Origin of the sequence: Fictibacillus sp. BK138 (assembly GCF_004216955.1) — a bacterium.
Lineage (GTDB): Bacteria > Bacillota > Bacilli > Bacillales > Fictibacillaceae > Fictibacillus.
This window is the reverse complement of sequence record NZ_SGXL01000001.1, coordinates 661,753-681,262: the sequence shown is the minus strand read 5'-3', so window position 1 is coordinate 681,262 and position 19,510 is coordinate 661,753. Positions and strand designations below refer to the sequence as shown.

Genomic DNA, 19,510 nt, shown 5'->3' with positions numbered 1-19,510 from the left:
ATTAAGTTACATATCTCCAGCAATCAGTCCATATTTGCCGTCTTTACGTCTGTACACGACGTTCATCTCACCAGTTTCGGCATTGTTATAGACGAAGAAGTTATGGCCCAGTAAGCCCATTTGAAGAATCGCTTCCTCTGTGTCCATCGGTTTAAAGTCGAACCGCTTTTCACGGACGATTTCGAAGTCATCTTCTTCCTCTAACAGAGCAGTGGATACTCCCTCTGTTCCGTTAGCGAACATGTGCTTCGTGCCTTCAGCATTTCTGAATTTGCGGTTTACTTTTGTTTTGTGTTTACGAATTTGACGCTCTAATTTTTCTACCACCAAATCAATCGCAGCGTATAAATCCAAATGACGTTCCTCTGCACGAAGCAAGAGTCCCTTCATCGGTATCGTAACCTCAATGGATTGTTCATTGTTATACACTTTCAAATTGACGTGTACTTCAGAGTTCGGAGTTTCGTTAAAGTATTTTGTGAGTTTAGTTACCTTCTTCTCCACGTAAGCCCTAATAGCTTCGGTCACCTCGATGTTTTCCCCGCGAATGTTAAAATGCATAACTTAACTCCTCCTTTCGGTGATGTATATATATTTCTATGTACCCTAAAAGAATTCCTCCGTAACATTTAAAATATTTTGACAATTTCTTTACATTCTCGACATTTTCTTAATATAACGACGCTATACAACTTTAGATATAAAGGAATTTGAATCGAATTTCATAATAAATTATAGGAATTAAAGAAGTACATTACTTTGTACACAATGGAACGCTATTTTAAAATAAATTAAAGTTCTCATAAAAAATAAAAACCCGCCTGCAAAATACAGGCGGGATCTAATGTTTGGTCATTAATGCTTTGAATTATAGTTTAGTTACGTTAGCCGCTTGAGGCCCACGTGCGCCATCTACAATATCAAACTCAACTTGCTGACCTTCGTCAAGGCTTTTGAATCCTTCAGTGTTGATTGCGGAGAAGTGTACGAACACATCGTCCCCGTCTTCGCGCTCGATAAATCCAAAACCTTTTTCTGCGTTAAACCATTTTACTTTTCCTAACATGCCTTTCACAATCCCTTCATCATGCGAATCTTTGTATAGTAAATCTATACACTTCATAGTATGACACATACCCAAAAAAGTTGTCAAAGGCTTAAGATTAGCGAATAATAAGAAGTTTTGTCGAAAAATCTCAGTGTGCGCTTATGTATAAATATACATAATATTCATGAAAATAACCGATTATGATAACCGGTTATTTTATAGCTAATTATTACATTTGAGAGACCATCTGAGCCAGTTTCGCACACAAAACAGCTGCATATGTTCCAACAACATTACCTAACAAGCCCATCAATAGACCAACTGGTGCCAAAGCCGGCTGGAAAACAGACGCAACAACTGGCGCTGAACTTGTACCGCCAATATTACCTTGTGACCCAACTGCCACAAAGAACATCGGTGAACGTAATAATTTTGCTGCAGCAAACAAGAACAGAATGTGGATCGCTAGCCATACGATTCCCATTAGAATATATTGAGGTGCTTCAACCACATAGATCAAGTTCGCCTTCGCACCAATTGTCGCAAGCAGCAAGTAGATTCCTGCGTATCCTACTTTACTCGCGCCATAGTTCTCTAATTCGCGTACTTTTGTAAAAGAAAGTGCGATTCCGATCGCAGAAACAATCATGATCGTCCAAGTCGCTGCATTTAGAATATCTCCTTGAGGCAGCTTCTCAGAAAACTTTCCTACGATAAAAGCTAAACCGAATCCAAGACCTAGAATTGCAAGCAATTGAGGAACTGCAAGCGGACGTGAGTTCTTTTTCTCAAGATCTCCAACCTGCTTATTTACCTCTTCAATAATACGGTTATCGGCTTTGTTCCATTTATCAAAACGCGCCTGATAACCAGCAAGTGCGATCATGATCCCCATCCAGCTGTATCCAACAACCGTATCAACTACGATGATCGGCGAAAGGATGTGTTCTGGTGTATCAACGGCTTCAACAAGCGCCGCCATATTCGCAGAGCCGCCGATCCAGCTCCCCGCAAGCGCTGCTACACCAGTCCAAGCATCTTCTGGCAAGTACGGCTGGAAGATCGCAAGCGCAATCGGTCCACCGATGATAACTCCAAGCGTTCCAGCTAAGAACATCAGAATTGCTTTCGGTCCAAGCTTCAATGTCGCTTTTACATTAATCGATAAAAGCAATAACAGGAGTCCGACCGGCAGGATGTAAGCGGACACAAAACTATATAAATCAGAGCTCGAAGGTATGATTCCAAGCGTCGTCGAGATCATCGGTAAGAAGTACGTCCAGATCAACGGCGGTGCATAGTGGAAAAACTTTCTCAAGAAGTTGTTTTTAGACTCACCCAAAATAAATACGAAACCCACAAGCGCTGCTAGGTAAGCAAAGATCGCCATAGGTTCCTGAATGAGCGGTCCATTGGATGTTGCAAACATATCCCTATTCCCCCTTAAAAATACTTGAGTGACAAGTATACACGAAAAAATCAGCATTCCCTGTATAGTCCTTCTATTGCTAAAGTTGCGAATAGTAGCAACCTTTTTCACACTTCTAATTCAGGCTTGACCACATATAATGCAATATACAAGCTATGGAAACTTAAACAAGTGTTTAAAAAGGAGGCAATGGACGTTGTTGCATATGATCGAAAAAGTCGTCCTAAGCATGGCCGCAATCCGTATTTTTTCCGGAACCCTCGAAATCACGGCAGCACTTTTCATGCTGCATTACAATACCGTTGAACGCGCACTCGTCATCAATTCCCTGCTCTCCATCATAGGACCGGTCATCTTCTTCTCTACGATGACCCTTGGAATCTATGGATTGTCTACCAAACTATCGTTTACCAGCTTGTTGTGGATCATGGCAGGGGTTATTTGTATTGTTTATGGGATTAAGAGGTAGTGCACCTTTTTTAGTGGGGAGAAATTGTTGGTTATCCCGTTTGGCTCATAGAGGAGCAGTTTTGACTCATAGACCTTTGGTTTTGACCCATAGAAAGGTGTTCGGTTCATAGACCTATTACTTCGGCTCATAGACTAAAGAGTTAGACTCATAGAAAGTTGATAACGACTCATAGCCAACCAGTTTCGACTCATAGAACATTCGATGAACAGAAAAAAACCACAAGTTTTCCTTGTGGTCAGTTCTTCTTATCAAAATACATCCCATCCGCCGACAGCGTCTGGTACGGGTTTGCATATTGTACATTCTTCTCTTTCTTCTTCTTCATCATCGATAAGTTGTGTTTGATCTCCTCAAACTGGCGCACCAGCAATGGTTCGATCGTTTCGTTCATCTTAACGATCATCTTCCCCATACGCTGTTCTTCCTCTGAATACATAGCAGGCAGTTTCCCTATGATTGTATGGCGCTGATCCAGCAGCTCATTCAACCTCTCGATGTATGGTTCGCGCTCATCTTTTGGAAGCCCGCTCCTTACATGGTCAAACAGGTTCTTCGTAATCTCCAGCAAAATCTTAACGGCTGACATTACACGCGACCAGCCTCGCCGTGCTGCATGCGGCGGTTGATCTGGATCACTTCTTTCCACGTATTACGGAAATCCAGCACATAATCTTCCACTTCATCTAGAATTTCAACATCACTCTGGATGTTTGCCTCGATCAGACGGCGATTAATGTAATCGTACATCTGCATCAATGACTTCGAAACTTCCAGATCCATGTTGAGCGTGACCATCAATTCCTGAATGATCTTCTGTGCTTTTAAAAGATTTTTATTCTTCTCTTCTGTATTCTTCATCTCAATCGCTGTACGCGCGAGACCGATAAACTTCAAACATCCGTTATAGAGCATGAGCGTCAACTCGCCAGGAGACGCCGTTTGGACTGAGTTGTTCTGATACGCCTTGTTCGCGTTAAGTATGGACATGTAAAGGTAACACTCCTTTTTGGTTTAAAGATTACTGTCCGCCGCCAAACTGTTGCATTAAGTACATCGATTGCTGATTTGATCGCTGGATTGCTTTTTCCATGGCGGAGAACTGACGCCAGTAGCGGTCCTCCACCTGTTTAAGACGATCTTCAAAAGCGGAGATACGCTTGTCCACATCTGTTAACTCGCGGCCAAGGGTGAATTGAGCATTTGTTCGTAGAGCGTTTCCCGCTTTTAGTTCAATTTTATCAACGGTTGTATCAATCGACTTTCGAATTTTTTTTGCGATTCCTTCGACTGAATCTGTGCCTGTAAATAGCTTCATTACCGCATCGGGACTTGCCGCTAAAGCTTCACGAAGTTTCTTTTCATCGATCTCCAGCTTCCCTTTATCCAGATAGTTTCGCGATGTTGTAATTCCGATCTCAGAAAGCTGATCATAGTTTGTATCTCCCGTATCTACGTAGGCATACATATTTTGACGCATAGTGTTGAGTCCACTTGTTAAAATAGAATCTCCTCTAAGCATTCCGCTCTTTGCCTTCTCATCCCACATCTCTGCTTCCTTTTCGGAAAGGTCTTTTCTCTGTTCATTTGTTAATGGGGGAAAATCACGGTATTTCGTTTCACTTGTTTTCTTATTAATTGCTTCAATTGTTTCGTTATATTTATCTATAAAACTTTTAATAGAGTCGACTACTCCATCGGTATCCGTATTAGAGCTTATTACTGCTTCTCCGATTGCTTTGAGTGAGTATGAAACTCCACTGATTGTAAAGTTATTAGAGGATCGTTCCAATCCAGTAAGCCCATTCAAATCAAATTTAGCATTTAAGCCGTTGTCTGTTCCACCGAGTACTTGAGGACCAGTGGAGCCTGCAATCACACTATCAAACCCAATATCCTCAAAGAAGGCTACCGTTTGATCTGTTTCAAGTGATAAATTTGAGCCACTGCCTGTTAAATTATTTGAGATAACAAATTTACCGGTTGAATCGTCATAAAAGGCAGATATATCTAATCCTGCTTCTGACAATTTTTTAGCCACTGACTCCAAAGTATCCTTTGTAGGATCGATGTTGATTTTTTTTGAGAGTTCAAATGCAGTATTCCCTGGTTTTTGAACCTTAATTTCCAGATCAAAAGCAGTGCTTCCAAATGCAGTCGGATTTATAGTATTCAACGTGGCAGTACTGCTTGCACGAGTAAGACCATCCTCGTTTTTAACTTCTGTAGAGACCCAGTTCCTAGCTGTTGCCAGCTGGGTTACATTTATTCTCGATGTAATATTTGAAGCACTTCCTGAAACCGTTGCCGAAACTGCGTTAGGATTCGTGCTAGTAACTGTTTTTTGATTAAAGGTTCTCTGTAAAGCAACGCCATCCAGAATAAAACGGTCTAGTTCATCGAGCAACTTATTCATTGAACGATAGTCATCGCGCTGCCATTCAAGAGTAGTTTTCCTCTGCGAGAGCTTGTCTAAGGGTATACGCTCGGCACGCATCAAATCACCAACTAGTGTATCGATATCCATTCCACTAGCTAATCCGCCAATTCTCATAACCACGGTTCATCACCGTCCCTAAATTTTTTTATCAACAAAAATACCCATAAAGTCAATCATTTCTGCATACATATCAAGGAACTTTTTGTTCGGAATTTCTTTTACAACTTCCTTAGTCACTTCATCTACGATCTGCACATAATAATCGTTCAGTTTTTCATGCAGAACAAACTTTGACGAAGTATGTGCTTGCTCCAGCATATCGTTCATCGCACAAATTATTTTTTCTAATTTTTCTTTACTTGGTTTTACTTGTACTGAAGCTTCGGCTTGTGGAGTAGTTTCTTGTGTGTTTTGGCTTTTAAGCACAGGCTCAGATTTTTGAATAACAGGAGAACTAATTGCTTTCAGTTCCACCTTCATCGCCCCTTTAATTTTTCTCTAAATCTTATATCGGATTGTTCATTTAATTGTTGAGGAAGAAGGGGTAAAGAAAATCTCGAGAAATTTTATTACAATTCTATGAAACTACTCTATTGGTCAGTTTTTTATTGTAAAATAGTTGATGTTAAAGAAGATTAATGAAATAAAATTAACAATAACTAACTTTCTATTTAAACCCATAAAATAAATTAACTAATAAATAAAATCCTAAAATAATACTAACGAGAGGATAATGGCAGTAATGAAAGACCAACATAAAAAACAACTAAAGAAACATGCCCGGTCTACAAAGAAACGGAAAGCAGCCATTGAAGCACCTCTACAAAAAAACCGATACATAACTGGCCTCGATGGATTAAGAGCCATCGCTGTTCTTGCAGTTATTGCCTATCATTTGAATTTTGAATGGGCAGCTGGAGGCTTGCTAGGGGTAACTGTCTTTTTTGTTTTATCAGGATATTTAATTACCGATCTCCTGATAGCTGAATTTGTTGAAACTGATAAAATCAATTTTAAAAACTTCTGGATTCGGCGAGCTCGCAGGCTACTCCCTGCCATGTTTACAATGCTTCTCGTGGTCATAACTTGGGTTACTATTTTTGAGCAAACCATGTTAGACAAATTAGAAAAAGATACATTGGCAGCTATTATGTATGTAAGCAACTGGTGGTATATATTCCAGGACTTATCTTATTTTGAGAGTTTTGGCCCCCCTTCCCTGCTAACACACTTTTGGTCGTTAGCGGTGGAGGAGCAATTTTATATTCTATGGCCACTCGTCATACTTTTAGTCTTAAAAATGAAAGTAAAAGAAGGCTCATTATTTTCTATTATTCTACTGGGAGCTATTGCTTCAGCAGCTGCAATGACTTTATTATACGAACCAGGAACAGACCCAAGCCGGATATATTATGGAACGGATACCCGTGTCTTTTCACTTTTACTAGGGGCTAGTCTGTCGGTCATTTGGCCAAGTCGAAAATTATCAACCAACTTACCTTCAGAAATTCGCTGGAAGCTAGACTTTGTAGGACTGTTTGCTCTAGCTTTCATTTTCTATATGTTTTGGAGCACGGATCAGTATCAAGACTTTCTTTATCAAGGCGGAATGGTGGCGATGTCCGTTGCTTCAATGCTCGTAGTTGCGGTAATCGTACATCCTTCGAGCAAACTAAACACTGTGTTAAGCTTCAAACCATTGCGCTGGATCGGCGTTCGTTCATATGGGATCTACTTATGGCATTTTCCTGTAATTGTGCTTACAAGCCCTCAATGGGGAGCAGATGCACCTAGCTTAGTTCGTACGTCATTACAACTTTTTTTAATATTGACTTTAGCAAGCCTATCGTGGACGTTTATTGAAAATCCGATTAGACAAGGCGCATTAACACGATTTTGCAGAGTTGTTAAGTGTGGTGAATGGAAACGAGAAAAATTCTTTATCGGAAGATTTGTAACAACCGCAACCATACTGGGTGTTTTTCTTTGCATTTCAACGATTGGCATCACAACGACTTCAGTTGCATTAAGTAAAGACAACGTGATTAACGCCATTCAAGAAAAAGTAGGAAATGAAGAACCACCAACGGAAAATTTGGTAAAAAAGCCAGATGCACCTAAAAATGAACTTCCGTCAAAAGACAATAACTCTGAAGAAGTACCTAATGATAAACCAGCCGATCAAGTGCCTTCTGCGAAAGAATCCCGCCCTGTCACGGTAATCGGTGATTCCGTTATGATTGATGTAACACCGCACCTAGAAGAGGCTTTTGCAAAAGTTGAAGTTGATGCGAAAATCGGCCGTCAATTTAGGGAAGCAGAAGATATTGTAAAACAAAAGAAACACAATGGTTCCTTAGGTGAAATCGTTGTAATTGAACTTGGAGCTAACGGGCCACTTTCAGACAAAAAGCTAGCTGATTTAGTAAATGTAATTGGGAATGAAAGAGACATCTATTTCATCACAACACGCGTCCCTAAACCCTGGCAGAGAGAAATAAACGATACTATCAAAAATGTTGCTGGAGAATTTCAAAATGCTAAAGTAGTGGATTGGTTTTCAGTAAGTGAATCGCATCCGGAATATATAGGAAGTGATGGTGTGCATCTTACATTAACCGGTGCAAAAGCATATGCCGATTATCTGATTAAACACATTCAATAAAAACAGAAAAGCCAATCACCCAATATATAGGTGGTTGGCTTTTTTATTCCTCTTTTTCTTCTCCTGAACCTGTAAGTGGATTTTCTTTCCCGCCTGGTGCCGGATAATCTTCAGCCGGCAAATCCTCTAAGTAATCTGTAAGTTCAGGTAAATAATATGCGGCAATGATAATTTCGTATTTCAGCTGATTTGGATTTGTTTCTACTGATGCCATCTCTATCTCACTAAGACCAGTAAAAGTAATCCCCTCAATAACAATTACACGTTTCAGCTCTTCAATAGTTCGCAGGAATATTAACAAACCATTATAATCTTTAGAAACAACAGACATTTCAGCAGTAATTTTTTTTACGCCTTCAGGTAAAACCTCTGGTGCAGGTGGTTCAACAGCCTTAATTGTTGTTGTATCCTCTTCCGGAGTACTTGAAGAAGCTTCTTTGTTTTCTTCCTCAGATGCTCTGTGGTCTTCCGCATTGTTTTGTGTATATTCCTCTTCATCGTCTACTTCTCCGTCGCTGAACTGCATCGTCATAATTAAGCTATCTGATAAAACTTCAGCTTTTTCAAATTGAAGCATTAGCTGATCAACTAATGGAACGACAGGTACTTCTTCTTGGAGGGAAAATGTATTTTCTATTGCCATTGGAACATCCAGAACAGCATTCTCTGATTTTATTAAAAGAACTTTTTGCTGTTTAATTTTAGAATCAACAAATGAAATTCTTTCATGCATTGGCGATAGAATACCAAAGTACCCATAAGCCCCGCCTGATAGTAAGAGAATTAACAATCCTATGCCTAAGTATGTAAGAATGCGTCTATCCTTACTCATGAACTTCACCTTTTAATTCTTTAATTTTTTCTTTTTGAAAGCCAATTATATATTGAGCTCGATACCGTGGAAGAATATTTTCAAAGGCTGTCAAATCCTCTCCCTCATTAACTTCTTCAAAATTAGTTGTTTGCATTTTATCTATTGAGGCTTCTTTTATATATGGTGAGTTCGTAAGTTCATGGAGATAATTAGATGTTTCAGCCAATGTATCAAATTGAGCTTCCACCATAATAGAAGTTCTGTCTTTATATTCATATTTAATAAAAAACCCCCGTTCTGGAAGCAGTGCAACAAGGTGCTGTAAGAGGTCAGTAGCGGCTATTTCTTTTCCCCGAATATATTCAACTTTTTCTACTAGTGGAGAAATATCCGTAACTGTTGATTGTTCCCGATTTTTCATTTTTGTTTGAACCAAAAGCTTTTCTTGTTCTAGTAAGCGTTCTTTTTCTTGAAGTGTATTTGCACTCACATAATAATCCAATCCTAACCATGTTGCTGATCCTAACAAGAAAGTAACAGCTGCAATGATAAGGATAGTAGATCTTAAAGATTTTGCTTCTTTTACGGGTAACAGGTTAATATCGACTAACATAGCTGCACCTCTTTTAATCCGAGACCAAGAACAACATCAAATTGTTGTGGAAGCTGAGTATCTGAAAGATTAAGTATCAAAACCGGAATATCTAACTTTTGCTGCATACGCTCCTGTATGTAGTGAAGTTCCGGCAATTCACCAGAAAGGATTACTTTTGTTATACCTTGTCGTCCATGATTGATTGTAAACTTGTAATAGTTAATAATTCGATCAATCTCAACCAGTTTATCTTCAATTAAACCATGAACATAACCAGGATCCCCTTCCCATCGGATGTGCTGAACCCCGCTATTATACTGGTTAAAGTTCCAACTCTTAAAATCAGTTTCCAACTTTAAATGATTAAAAAAATAGGGCTTATGGTGATGAAAAATACTAAGTTGAATAGCAGGTATCTCAAACTGCAAACAAAGTGCATGATCTTCTACCGAAACGAGCCGATTCATAAAAATAAGCCGATAAAGAGATAGACAAGAAACATCGGCTACAACCGGCTTCAATTTCGCTTGAGATAGCAGGCTGGAATATTCGCTTACCATTTGTTCAGAAGCAGCAAAAAGTAAAATCTCTTTATTTTCTTCATTTGTTTCAAGTAAAACATATTCAAAAACTGGGTCCTCAAAAGGAAGGTGAATCGTACTCCCAAGCTCCATATACAGATAACCTTTAATTTCCTCATTATTAAGATTGTTTGGGACCTGGTGTTTCCGAATGACCAGTTTGCTGTCAGGAATCAAAAATTGAACCTCTCTGCCTTTAATTCCCCAATCTTCTACACATTCTTCCAAGATATTTAATAGTGTTTCACGATCAGTAATGACCCCATCCTGAATAAGGCCTTCTGGCAGATAACGTTCTCCAGAACTTTTGACATCAAGCTGTTCTGGCTGTTTCATATCTATATAACGGATGACATGGTCTTGAATGATTAAATTAATTCTTTTCTTGTTAAATAAACTTAGCCCGAATTTCATCAGATACACCTCAATAACCCAAAGTATTAGCATTAAATTCCTTTGACCATTTCACAAGCCGTTTTGCGTAATCGTTAAAAGAATTTGTCTTAATTTAGAAAATGCCCCTCCTGGGGAGGAGGGGTAAAAATAAATATTAATTATCTCCTTCTTCTGACCCTTCTTCTTCAACTCCACCTAAATAATCAGTTATTTCTGCTTCTGTAGCGGTAGTTGCTCCCTCAGTATCTGTGGCAATAGCTGCTGCATCGTGATTATTGATAGAATAAACACCATCAGCTAAAGTAACAGTCCACCCTTCAGCGTCAACACTGCTTAAATAATCTTCTAGTTCTTCCGCATTCCATTCATTCCCCGAAGCTCCTTCTGAAGCATGAGACAACTTCGCTGCATTAATGATTTGAGATGCTTCTGTTACAACTGCTTTCTCTTCAGTACTATTAATTATCCCGCCAATACTCACTACCGCGATCGCAGCAATAATACCTAAGATTACGATAACAACCAGCAATTCGATAAGCGTTAAACCTTTTTCATTCTTCAAATGCTTTTTGATAAGTTTTAACATTTTTTAATCCCCTTTAATTTATTTGTTATTGCTTTGTTGCTGTTAACCAATGGTTTTATACACTTCAAACATCGGCACAATAATCGAAATAACGATTGTACCAACAATGGATGCTAAAAAAACGATCATCAAAGGTTCAATTAAAGCTTTTAATCTATCTGTAGAAGTTTCTACTTCTTTTTCATAAAAATCAGCCACTTTAGCAAGCATTTCATCTAAAGAACCTGTTTCTTCCCCGATAGAAATCATTTGGGTTACGAGCGGCGGGAAAATCCAGTGTTTTTTCATTGGCTCCGTTAACCGCTGACCCGCTTCAAGAGCGCCTCTTGATTCCTTTATAACCCTTGAAACCACCTCATTCTCTACCACTTTCTCTACAATTGATAGAGATTGCAAAATGGGAACAGAGCTTGAGAACAGTGAGCTTAATGTGCGAGTCATCCTGGCTATCGCTGATTTTTGAAGCAGCTTTCCAAACACAGGTACTTTTAAAAGCACGTAATCAAAATAGTATTTACTAGCTTTGTTTCTGAGAGTAAAAATGAGAGCAAGATAGATTAATAGTCCAAATAATAAAAGAACCCACCAAAATTCTTGCATAAAATCACTAGCTCCTAAGACGAACAACGTAATACCTGGCAATTCTCCTCCTGCATCCTGGAGCATTGCCGCAAATGTAGGTACAACCTTTGCCAGCAGGAAAATGACTACAAAAACTGCTACCACTCCTACAATCATCGGATACATCATAGCTGATATAATTTTTTGCTTCGTGTAGTGCTGTTTTTCAAAAAAGGTAGCAAGCTGATCAAGCGTATCATCGAGACTTCCGCCTGCCTCTCCCGCCGAAACCATATTAATTACAATAGGAGGAAAAATAGCTCGGTGCTTGCTCATCGCCATAGATAACGGATTTCCTGACCGCAATTCCTCTTCAACGTCCGCTAATACCTTCTGCAATGCTTTACTTTCGGTTTGAGCTGACAGGATGTTTGTAGAATCGACGACAGATACTCCTGCCCTCAGCAATGTAGCAAACTGCCTTAAGAAAATAACAAACTGCTGTGATTTCACTTGCTTTCCAATGTTTATCTCTTTGTTTAGCAACGTTTGTTTCATTTCTTGAACTTCTGTTACGGCGATGCCTTTTTCCTTCAGCTTTAAAACCGCTTCTCTTTTTGATAGTCCGAGAATCGATCCAGACCGCTTTTTGCCGTTCTTATCACGGCCCACATAACTGAATTGTGCCATCTCATCCCCCCTTCTCCAGGAGATATGGCTCTACGAACTCTCTTGAAACTTCATTTTTTTCAAGAGCTTCCTTGGCTGACATTTCAAACGTATGCATGCCTGCGTTCTTGCTCGTTTGCATGACACTATGAATCTGGTGAATTTTTTCATTGCGAATTAAGTTTGCTACTGCCGGCGTGTTCACCAAAATCTCAGTTATTGCCCTGCGTCTTTTACCATCGATAGTAGGAAGTAATCTTTGCGACATTACCCCGACTAATACTGATGCCAACTGAATTCGGATCTGTCCTTGCTGTTCAGGCGGGAACACATCAACGATACGATCAATCGTTGACGAAGCATTGGTAGTATGTAATGTGCCTAATACAAGGTGACCCGTTTCGGCTGCCGTAATAGCGGTCGCTATGGTTTCCAGATCACGCATTTCGCCAAGCAAAATAACATCGGGGTCCTGTCGCAATGCAGAACGAAGACCATTGGCAAAATTGTTCGTATCAAATCCAATTTCACGCTGATCGATCACACACGTTCGATGGCGGTGCAAATACTCGATCGGGTCCTCTAACGTAATGATGTGCCGGCTCATCGTCCGGTTCATAAAATCGATCATCGAGGCAAGAGTCGTGGATTTACCGCTTCCTGTAGGTCCCGTAACAAGAACAAGGCCTTGATGTTTCATCGCCATCTTTCTAACTGTTTCAGGCAACGATAAATCTTCTAAAGTAGGAATCGACGTTGGAATGATTCGAAAAGCAAGACTCACACAAGAACGTTGGCGGTAGGCGTTTACCCGGAATCGAGACAACCCTTGAATGCCATAAGAAATATCAATCTCTCCCACTTCTTCAAATTCGGAATAGTATTTTTCATCGATTACAATCCTAGAAATTTGCTGCGTATCTTCAGGCGTTAAAGATTCACTTCCGTATCGTTTCAGTCCCCCGTTAATTCGAAAAACAGGAGGCATCCCAACAGAAAGGTGTACATCTGATGCTTTTAATTGAAAGGCTGCTCTAAGCCATTGTTCCAACTTTTCCTTCATGTCAGCACCTACTCATTGATTGCTACTCGCAAAACTTCTTCTGTCGTAGTTAAACCTTGTTTTACTTTGAGAAATCCGTCATCAATCAGAAAGATCGTCCCGTTTTTCATCGCATAATCTCTTAGTTCAACAATCGGTCTGTTGTTCATGATCAACTGACGGATATGCTCGTCGATCACCAATACTTCATGAAGAGCAATTCGGCCTTTATATCCCGTCATGTTGCACATCCCGCATCCTTTACCTCGGGAGATGACTTCAATTTTAATACCGCGTTTTGCGAAAATCTCTTTCTCACGTTCTGTCGCTTTATATGTCTGCTTACAATCCCGGCAAACTCTTCGGACAAGTCTTTGTGCAATAACACCAGATAAAGAAGCTGCTACTAAGAACGGTTCTACTCCCATATCGGTTAACCGAGCAATCGTTGCGATGGAATCGTTTGTATGGAGCGTACTTAACACAAGATGCCCTGTTAATGATGCACGTACCGCAATTTCAGCGGTTTCTGTATCACGAATTTCCCCAACCATGACGATATCAGGATCTTGACGAAGAATGGATCGTAAACCACTTGCGAACGTTAACCCTACTGCTGAATTAACTTGAATCTGATTAATCCCCCCAAGCTGGTACTCAACAGGATCTTCAACAGTAATCACGTTCACTTCCTCTGTATTAAGCTTGTTTAATGTCGCATACAGTGTGGAAGATTTCCCTGATCCTGTAGGGCCTGTAATTAGTATGATTCCGTTCGGCTGTTTAATAAGCTTTTCGAACCTTTGCATGTTCAGCTTGTTAAAGCCCAGATTTTCAAGTTTGTTTAATGAACTTCCCAGATCCAAAATACGGAGTACTATCTTTTCACCATAGATTGCTGGAAGTGTTGAAACACGCAGATCAACAGGATGCATGTCCAAGTTCATTTTTATACGGCCATCCTGTGGAAGACGGCTTTCCGTAATATTTAAGTTAGCCATAATCTTAATCCGTGCTGTTAGCATATTTTGCATATGCTTTGGAAGACTTCGCTCCGTTTTTAGCATGCCATCAATACGATAACGAACAACGAGCTTCGTTTCGTGAGGATCAAAGTGAATGTCACTTGCTTTAAGCTGAACCCCTTGTTGAATAAGCTGGTTTACAAGCTTTACAACAGGAGAGTCATCTTCCGTAATGCGGCTATCATCCTTAAGAGAAGCTCCCTGAGGAAGAAGATCTAGAAACTCTTCCATTGAATCATCAATATCGTAAAACTTTTTGTGAGCGCGTATAATATCATCTTTTGCAGAGATAGCCCGTTCAATTTGAAATCCCGTGGTAAGTCTAAGATCATCTATAACCGTAAAGTCCATCGGATCAGCCATGGCAACGAAAAGTTTATCGCCATCTTTTTTGATCGGCATAAGAAAATGTCTTCTAGCAAATTCTCTCGGAACAATAGATATTGCCTGTTCTTCTATTGGATATCGGTACAGGCTGATATGCGGAATTCCAAGTTGAAATTCCAGAACTTCAATCAGTTGCTGCTCAGTGAGTAAACCTTTTTCAATAAAGGCGTCACCAAGCTTTTGGTTACTGCGTTTTTCTTTTAATGTTTGCTGAAGAACATCTTCCGTTATTAAACCAGACTCTACTAAAAGATCACCAAGACGCTTTTTTTGAACAATCACTTCGCCTCACCACCGGATTCTTTTTCGTCATCAGAAGGAGTTTTTTTCTTTTCCTCAACCTTATTGTCCTTAACATTCTCTGTTGGTGGCTGTGCATCAGCACCTGGAATCCCGGGAATGCCTGGAATGACCGGAGCATTCGGATCAAAAGGATTTGCAGGGTATGGATAAACTGGATAAGGATAAGGCATTACAGGAATACCGTTTTCAGGATTTGTTGTATCAGGAACCTCTTTGTCCTCTACCGGATAACCTCTCTCCTCAATACGGTGCTTAGGCGGATAAAAATCCTCTGAGAGTTTAATTGATTCAACAACTTCACCACCAGAACCGAATGATTCACGGTAGACCGCCGCCAAGTATCCTTCACTTCCTCCATCCACAACAACAGAACTTAAAAAACTTGCAAGCTGCTCATTAAAACGTATAATCGTTTTTGGTTTAAAAACCTGTTTATCCACTTTTACCTTATATGTAAATGGAAGTGGTACACCTACTATCGAAACCACTAGATGATCTTTGTCTATTAGAAACTCCAGTTTATAAGGCGCAGCATTTGGATTCTGAAAAGAAAAGTCCATATCAGCAGGCTTCACAAACGCTTCAAACCCAAGCTCAGCATATTCAGGCAATTCTCTCGATGTATGACGTTCAACAATAGTGAAGTTCGTTTTTTGAACCGCTGTATAGATACCGCTTGCCAAAACATTTAAATCTATTGAATCTTGGGCGGTCAGACTGACTTCTTCGATTGCATGGATGAGGGAAAATGAACTGCCTGGCTTAATCTCATAACCATGCAAACCTTTAATCCAGTCAGCGAGTAAAACATGTTCACCAGGAAGTTTAACTGTACTCTGGCTCACCACTTCCTCAGCCTGACCAAAAGTAGTAAGGAACTCATTAATATTAATTTCAAGATTACTTGTTGGAAGTTTTGCTCCAACTTGCTTTAAATGAGCATAAAGCATCTCTTCATCCAGCAATTCTTCAAGCCCAGTAACATTTAATTTAAACACTGAACTCTTAACAGATTCTTTATCTAATTCAACAAGCAGTTTATTAGAATTTCCTGAAATCTTCTGGACACTTTCTTCAACCTGAAAGAGCCACGTATCGGGACTTAATTGAACTTTTTGTTCGTTGTAAGAAAGATATACCGGATATTGATTCTGCCACTCAGAAATTTCTTCTTTTACAATAGACTCTGCTTCCTGCTTTGTGGCATCTTCAACAAGTATGGAGCCCACTCGGACCCCCTTACCAAATCGTTCTTCCTCGAAAATATTAGAGTATACGTCTGTAACAAAAACACTTGAAAAGAAAAGAAAAAGAGAGGCAAGGCTAATGGATACAAATATCATGAGAAAGCTTTTTGGATTGAATTCTCTTTTAGCCATAGCTCCCTTTTAGCCTACAACGTTCATAGAAAGTTCAGCTAGAACGGCAGGACCTTTCTCTTGTGCTTTTCTCACATCTTCTATTTCTAGTGTTGTACCATTAGGGAATAAAAGCTTACCATCTCTTTCAAAAATATCTTTTGTTGTTGTTCTGCCTGTTAACAGTGCAAGTTGTTTCTCTATAACGTGATTTATAACGACATCTTCATTCGTTGCTTCCATTTCATCTTGTATTGAATCATTTAAAAGCAACTCTTCTCTATCCAAGAAATTCAGTTGAGCTTCTTCTTTTACAACAAGCAAATCTCGTCCAAATGTAATAAGCTGATCTGCTGCTAGTACCATCTTTTTAGAAGGTGATGAAAGCTCTACACCAAGAATTGCACCATTATCATCATCAATAAAAAATTCAGTAGTTTCACCGATAAGCTGACCTTTTCTGTCTATGACCTTAGCACCGACTACACTTATTTTCTTCTGTACAAGTTCATTAGCAATCGGAATCTCAGTTAGATCGAATATGGATGTACTGTCTTCGATCATAACTGCAAACTCACCAACCCCAACAATTTTCTTGAACGGAATTGCCCGAACACTAATCTGCCAATCTCCATGTTCAACCGTCAGGAAATCCACTGTTCCTTGTTTTGGATTAACAACTAATGACTTTACGTGACCTACTTCTGCCCCATCAGCGATACTGATGATAGGTAAAGCTATAAACTGATTACTTTTTTTCATTACACTCACCCAATCTCTTATGTTTTGAAATATGTTTGATTAAACGCCTACTGGCAAAGCGTCAAAATACCGTTCAGTCTCTTCGGCTATAACGGAATAACCCCTTAATTTCTCACTCATGGCTGTTAATATTTCCTTCATATGTGCAGAGTCATCAACTTTCACATAAGAATCTAGCAAAAGCTTAGAAAATAGATAAAAGTCTCTATCTGATAATGGTTGACTAATAATGGAGTGCAGCATTACTTGATATGATTCTTCATCACCTTGTTCTTGATAAAATGAAAGTGTGTTTAATAGCATGTCCTGCACATCATAATCCATATCCTTAGTAAAGATGACTTCTTCTGTTTCACAATTTACATCTACTAAGGTTTCAACTTCTTCAAAAGTCTCTCTTATTTCTGGAGGTACTTCTCTTTCATCCATTTCGCCGATCATCGTAATCTCTGATTCTATTGAAACAAGTTCATCGAATTGGTCGTCCATTGCAAGAACTTCTTGCATGTCACTCGTTTCCTCAATCTCATGTTGTTTTTCTTCAAAGATTTGTTCCTCTGGATCCATTAACTCTTCTATCTCTAACAAATCTATAGAATCTGCTTCTTCTATAGTTATCAATTCTTCTTCAGGCTCAGTCAATGTATCTTCGAGTTGATCCATTTCATCTAAAAATTGTGAGCGCTGATTGATAACTTCTTCATTTATATCGGTAAGAACAGGTTTGTCTATAAACTCATCTGCCATGATTTCTCTGCTTTCTAGTAAAAATGAAAATTCATTTTCCGCAACTTCTTCTGTCGGAATAATAGATTCGATTTCTAGCTGAGATAATTCTTCTAATTCATCAGATACAGCCTGGATTTCTTCAACTTCTGTCTTATCTTTTACTTTAGACTCTATCTTTTCTTCCATATGTAAGTCTTGTATGTCTTCAATAGGTTCAATTTGAACGTCTTCAGGTGGCACATCCAAAGTTGCAGCACTTTCTCGGGTTTCGTCAGATATATTATCTACTGAAACTTCCTCTGGTTTGTCTTCTGAGATCGGAAGAAAAAATTCTGTTGGACCAGTGCTTATTCCAGCTAGATTCATTTGTTTTTCGGCAAAATATGAAGAGATAAATGCCGCTCCAACTATGACACCTAAAATGTTCCATACAGAGAGATTATTAACAAGAAACAAGCCACACAATGCTAGAAAAAATGATAGCCCTATAAGAATCATTTTAAATTTCAATGGAATGTTCGGTGGATAAAAATAAAATATTGAGCTTATGATCATCGTAAAAATAATTAAAATAACAAAATGGGTCAATATATCCTCACCTTCTATTACCAAAATAATCTATTTTTATCTATAATACTACAAATTTACTAAAAAACATCCAATAATAGCAAAATTTTCTGAAGAATAATGTATAATAAAATAGAAATATGAAACTTTATAGTTCTTTTTGCCTAAAACTAAAGACGAGGTGTAAATCAATGCTATCAGATAAAGGATTTTCTTTAATAGAAGTGCTCATCTCTTTAACAATCCTCTCTGTTTCAGTTATAGGCATCTCTCAATTCTTTACACAAGCTAATCAAATATCTTCTAGCAATAACAACAAATTAGTTGCTACAAACCTTGCCAGAATGACACTGGAAAGGATTCATCATGATTACACCACCTACGGAATAACACCTTTCACGCATACATACGACAAGTCAAACTGCAGCACTGCCGACTGCGAACAATTATTTCAAACGATGATTAACAATGTTACCTACGATATTGAAATTGAAGCTACTGAACAATCTGATCAAGAATTAACCATTAAACTTCTGCCTATTAAGGTCACCATCAGTTATGGTCCAGAAGATAAACGAAAACACACATCAGTAGAGGGGTATGTAAATTATGCTGACTAAGCTGCTTAACCAAAAAGGAGCTACGCTAATTGAAGCTCTCCTCTCGTTATTCCTTTTTTCTATTATCGGTACTGCTGTCTATTTTGTTTTGTTAAACGGAGTAAAGACAGAAAATAAAATTTACACAGAAACCATGATTCGTGACGAAGCAGACCTGGTTATGTCACAAATCATTGATGTACTTTATACAGCTCCAGCTTCTAAAGTAAAAGATGTATCAACTGGAAGCCAAAATCTGCTAGTCTACCAAGATGAGTCACAAACCACTTCTGTCGGTTTTGCAGGTCATAAACCTGTAATAGACGGAAAAGCAATCAGTACTAACGATTTTGATTTTAAAGATTCAACTATTATAAAAGCTGATAACAGCATTAAGATCGTTTTAAATATAAAGAGCAAAAAAAATAAAAACGCTCGTCCATTATCTTTACAAAGTCAATTCGGACTTATGAAGGAGTGAGTAA

Annotated in this window: 21 protein-coding genes; 4 read left to right on the top strand and 17 right to left on the bottom strand. The window is 38.9% G+C overall.

What is annotated here, in order from left to right; all coding sequences use genetic code 11:
• Positions 1-6 precede the first annotated feature (6 nt).
• From hpf to EV282_RS03235, 3 genes are all read right to left on the bottom strand, one after another.
• A complete protein-coding gene (gene hpf / locus EV282_RS03245) occupies positions 7-561 on the bottom strand; it encodes a ribosome hibernation-promoting factor, HPF/YfiA family (RefSeq protein WP_077359967.1) in 555 nt (184 codons plus the stop codon).
• Between the two features lie 307 nt (positions 562-868).
• Positions 869-1,066 carry a cold shock domain-containing protein gene (locus tag EV282_RS03240; RefSeq protein ID WP_130296881.1) on the bottom strand — a complete coding sequence of 66 codons (198 nt, stop codon included), beginning with the start codon at positions 1,064-1,066 and terminating at the stop codon, positions 869-871.
• 211 nt (positions 1,067-1,277) lie between these two features.
• Positions 1,278-2,477 (bottom strand): DUF819 domain-containing protein, encoded by a 1,200-nt coding sequence (locus EV282_RS03235; RefSeq protein WP_130293755.1) that lies wholly within the window; start codon positions 2,475-2,477, stop codon positions 1,278-1,280.
• 205 nt (positions 2,478-2,682) lie between these two features.
• Between EV282_RS03235 and EV282_RS03230 the strand changes: the two genes are divergently transcribed.
• The gene (locus tag EV282_RS03230; protein ID WP_207224313.1) at positions 2,683-2,946 is read left to right on the top strand and encodes a DUF2619 domain-containing protein; all 264 of its coding nucleotides are present in this window, start codon (positions 2,683-2,685) and stop codon (positions 2,944-2,946) included.
• Between the two features lie 238 nt (positions 2,947-3,184).
• Here the strand turns inward: EV282_RS03230 and EV282_RS03225 are convergent, their stop codons facing one another.
• From EV282_RS03225 to flaG, 4 genes are read right to left on the bottom strand one after another with little or no spacing between them, the layout of a single operon-like run.
• Positions 3,185-3,595 carry a hypothetical protein gene (locus tag EV282_RS03225; protein WP_130293753.1) on the bottom strand — a complete coding sequence of 137 codons (411 nt, stop codon included), beginning with the start codon at positions 3,593-3,595 and terminating at the stop codon, positions 3,185-3,187.
• Complete coding sequence (fliS, locus tag EV282_RS03220) at positions 3,535-3,936, bottom strand: flagellar export chaperone FliS (protein WP_130293751.1); 402 nt, start codon at positions 3,934-3,936, stop codon at positions 3,535-3,537. The genes EV282_RS03225 and fliS overlap by 61 nt, the downstream gene beginning before the upstream one ends.
• A gap of 31 nt (positions 3,937-3,967) precedes the next feature.
• The gene (locus EV282_RS03215) at positions 3,968-5,500 is read right to left on the bottom strand and encodes a flagellar hook-associated protein 2 (RefSeq protein WP_130296879.1); all 1,533 of its coding nucleotides are present in this window, start codon (positions 5,498-5,500) and stop codon (positions 3,968-3,970) included.
• 21 nt (positions 5,501-5,521) lie between these two features.
• Complete coding sequence (gene flaG / locus EV282_RS03210; RefSeq protein WP_242611816.1) at positions 5,522-5,860, bottom strand: flagellar protein FlaG; 339 nt, start codon at positions 5,858-5,860, stop codon at positions 5,522-5,524.
• Positions 5,861-6,128: 268 nt separating this feature from the next.
• Between flaG and EV282_RS03205 the strand changes: the two genes are divergently transcribed.
• Positions 6,129-8,051 carry an acyltransferase family protein gene (locus EV282_RS03205; protein WP_425590187.1) on the top strand — a complete coding sequence of 641 codons (1,923 nt, stop codon included), beginning with the start codon at positions 6,129-6,131 and terminating at the stop codon, positions 8,049-8,051.
• A gap of 43 nt (positions 8,052-8,094) precedes the next feature.
• On the opposite strand, the gene EV282_RS03200 is transcribed toward EV282_RS03205, so the two are convergent.
• From EV282_RS03200 to EV282_RS03155, 10 genes are all read right to left on the bottom strand, one after another.
• On the bottom strand, positions 8,095-8,883 hold the full coding sequence (locus tag EV282_RS03200; RefSeq protein ID WP_130293747.1) for a hypothetical protein: 789 nt from the start codon (positions 8,881-8,883) through the stop codon (positions 8,095-8,097).
• Entirely contained in the window at positions 8,876-9,478 is a 603-nt protein-coding gene (locus EV282_RS03195; RefSeq protein WP_130293745.1) for a PilN domain-containing protein, read from the bottom strand. Before EV282_RS03195 ends, EV282_RS03200 begins: the two co-directional genes overlap by 8 nt.
• Positions 9,472-10,455, bottom strand: coding sequence for a type IV pilus biogenesis protein PilM (pilM, locus tag EV282_RS03190; RefSeq protein WP_165389339.1), 984 nt, complete (start codon positions 10,453-10,455; stop codon positions 9,472-9,474). Before pilM ends, EV282_RS03195 begins: the two co-directional genes overlap by 7 nt.
• 136 nt (positions 10,456-10,591) lie before the next feature.
• On the bottom strand, positions 10,592-11,023 hold the full coding sequence (locus EV282_RS03185) for a type II secretion system protein (RefSeq protein WP_130293741.1): 432 nt from the start codon (positions 11,021-11,023) through the stop codon (positions 10,592-10,594).
• Positions 11,024-11,065: 42 nt separating this feature from the next.
• Positions 11,066-12,274 (bottom strand): type II secretion system F family protein, encoded by a 1,209-nt coding sequence (locus tag EV282_RS03180; protein WP_130293739.1) that lies wholly within the window; start codon positions 12,272-12,274, stop codon positions 11,066-11,068.
• 1 nt (position 12,275) lies between these two features.
• Positions 12,276-13,316, bottom strand: a complete 1,041-nt coding sequence (locus EV282_RS03175) for a type IV pilus twitching motility protein PilT (protein WP_130293738.1) — start codon at positions 13,314-13,316, stop codon at positions 12,276-12,278.
• Positions 13,317-13,324: 8 nt separating this feature from the next.
• The gene (locus EV282_RS03170; protein WP_130293736.1) at positions 13,325-14,989 is read right to left on the bottom strand and encodes a GspE/PulE family protein; all 1,665 of its coding nucleotides are present in this window, start codon (positions 14,987-14,989) and stop codon (positions 13,325-13,327) included.
• Complete coding sequence (locus tag EV282_RS03165; RefSeq protein ID WP_165389338.1) at positions 14,986-16,239, bottom strand: VanW family protein; 1,254 nt, start codon at positions 16,237-16,239, stop codon at positions 14,986-14,988. Before EV282_RS03165 ends, EV282_RS03170 begins: the two co-directional genes overlap by 4 nt.
• A 159-nt stretch (positions 16,240-16,398) precedes the next feature.
• Positions 16,399-17,130, bottom strand: a complete 732-nt coding sequence (locus tag EV282_RS03160; RefSeq protein WP_130293732.1) for a PRC-barrel domain-containing protein — start codon at positions 17,128-17,130, stop codon at positions 16,399-16,401.
• 39 nt (positions 17,131-17,169) lie between these two features.
• Positions 17,170-18,447, bottom strand: coding sequence for a hypothetical protein (locus EV282_RS03155; RefSeq protein WP_130293730.1), 1,278 nt, complete (start codon positions 18,445-18,447; stop codon positions 17,170-17,172).
• Positions 18,448-18,617: 170 nt separating this feature from the next.
• Between EV282_RS03155 and EV282_RS03150 the strand changes: the two genes are divergently transcribed.
• Together EV282_RS03150 and EV282_RS03145 are read left to right on the top strand one after the other, a co-directional pair.
• Positions 18,618-19,046 (top strand): prepilin-type N-terminal cleavage/methylation domain-containing protein, encoded by a 429-nt coding sequence (locus EV282_RS03150; RefSeq protein WP_165389337.1) that lies wholly within the window; start codon positions 18,618-18,620, stop codon positions 19,044-19,046.
• Positions 19,036-19,506 (top strand): PulJ/GspJ family protein, encoded by a 471-nt coding sequence (locus EV282_RS03145; protein ID WP_130293726.1) that lies wholly within the window; start codon positions 19,036-19,038, stop codon positions 19,504-19,506. Before EV282_RS03150 ends, EV282_RS03145 begins: the two co-directional genes overlap by 11 nt.
• Positions 19,507-19,510: the final 4 nt, after the last annotated feature.

What these genes read in the sequence shown, in the direction of transcription:
- pilM (WP_165389339.1), bottom strand. Translation starts at nt 10,455, where the DNA reads ATGAAATTCGGGCTAAGTTTATTTAACAAGAAAAGAATTAATTTAATC.
- EV282_RS03185 (WP_130293741.1), bottom strand. Translation starts at nt 11,023, where the DNA reads ATGTTAAAACTTATCAAAAAGCATTTGAAGAATGAAAAAGGTTTAACG.
- EV282_RS03215 (WP_130296879.1), bottom strand. Translation starts at nt 5,500, where the DNA reads ATGAGAATTGGCGGATTAGCTAGTGGAATGGATATCGATACACTAGTT.
- EV282_RS03175 (WP_130293738.1), bottom strand. Translation starts at nt 13,316, where the DNA reads ATGAAGGAAAAGTTGGAACAATGGCTTAGAGCAGCCTTTCAATTAAAA.
- EV282_RS03200 (WP_130293747.1), bottom strand. Translation starts at nt 8,883, where the DNA reads ATGAGTAAGGATAGACGCATTCTTACATACTTAGGCATAGGATTGTTA.
- EV282_RS03195 (WP_130293745.1), bottom strand. Translation starts at nt 9,478, where the DNA reads ATGTTAGTCGATATTAACCTGTTACCCGTAAAAGAAGCAAAATCTTTA.
- EV282_RS03240 (WP_130296881.1), bottom strand. Translation starts at nt 1,066, where the DNA reads ATGTTAGGAAAAGTAAAATGGTTTAACGCAGAAAAAGGTTTTGGATTT.
- EV282_RS03145 (WP_130293726.1), top strand. Translation starts at nt 19,036, where the DNA reads ATGCTGACTAAGCTGCTTAACCAAAAAGGAGCTACGCTAATTGAAGCT.
- fliS (WP_130293751.1), bottom strand. Translation starts at nt 3,936, where the DNA reads ATGTCCATACTTAACGCGAACAAGGCGTATCAGAACAACTCAGTCCAA.
- EV282_RS03235 (WP_130293755.1), bottom strand. Translation starts at nt 2,477, where the DNA reads ATGTTTGCAACATCCAATGGACCGCTCATTCAGGAACCTATGGCGATC.
- EV282_RS03160 (WP_130293732.1), bottom strand. Translation starts at nt 17,130, where the DNA reads ATGAAAAAAAGTAATCAGTTTATAGCTTTACCTATCATCAGTATCGCT.
- EV282_RS03180 (WP_130293739.1), bottom strand. Translation starts at nt 12,274, where the DNA reads ATGGCACAATTCAGTTATGTGGGCCGTGATAAGAACGGCAAAAAGCGG.
- hpf (WP_077359967.1), bottom strand. Translation starts at nt 561, where the DNA reads ATGCATTTTAACATTCGCGGGGAAAACATCGAGGTGACCGAAGCTATT.
- EV282_RS03230 (WP_207224313.1), top strand. Translation starts at nt 2,683, where the DNA reads ATGATCGAAAAAGTCGTCCTAAGCATGGCCGCAATCCGTATTTTTTCC.
- EV282_RS03150 (WP_165389337.1), top strand. Translation starts at nt 18,618, where the DNA reads ATGCTATCAGATAAAGGATTTTCTTTAATAGAAGTGCTCATCTCTTTA.
- EV282_RS03205 (WP_425590187.1), top strand. Translation starts at nt 6,129, where the DNA reads ATGAAAGACCAACATAAAAAACAACTAAAGAAACATGCCCGGTCTACA.